Genomic DNA, 301 nt, shown 5'->3' with positions numbered 1-301 from the left:
CCGCCGCTGCCGTCGCGGTTGACACTGCGTGCAGCGCACGGATCCGCGCCGTGATCGTGCCGGTCGGGCCGACCGCCTGACCGGTCACGCCCTGCACCCGGGCGATCTCCTGGCCGGTCTCCGCGGTCGCCTTCGCGGTCTGCTCGGCCAGCGCGTTGACCTCGGAGGCCACCACCGCGACGCCACGGCCTACGGCGCCGGCCCGCGCCGCGTCGATCGTGGCGTTCAGCGCGAGCAGGTTGGTCTGGCAGGCGATCGATGTGATCAGCCCGACCACGTCGCCGATCCGGGCCACGGCGGT

Annotated in this window: 1 protein-coding gene; it reads right to left on the bottom strand. The window is 74.4% G+C overall.

The genetic code is table 11. The features are described 5' to 3' along the window. Positions 1-301, bottom strand: a 301-nt coding sequence (locus MKK63_RS29910; RefSeq protein WP_244008001.1) for a methyl-accepting chemotaxis protein, incomplete at both ends; no start/stop codon positions are given.

Source organism: Methylobacterium sp. J-088 (genome assembly GCF_022829295.1).
GTDB lineage: Bacteria > Pseudomonadota > Alphaproteobacteria > Rhizobiales > Beijerinckiaceae > Methylobacterium.
This window is presented reverse-complemented; position numbering and strand designations above follow the sequence as displayed.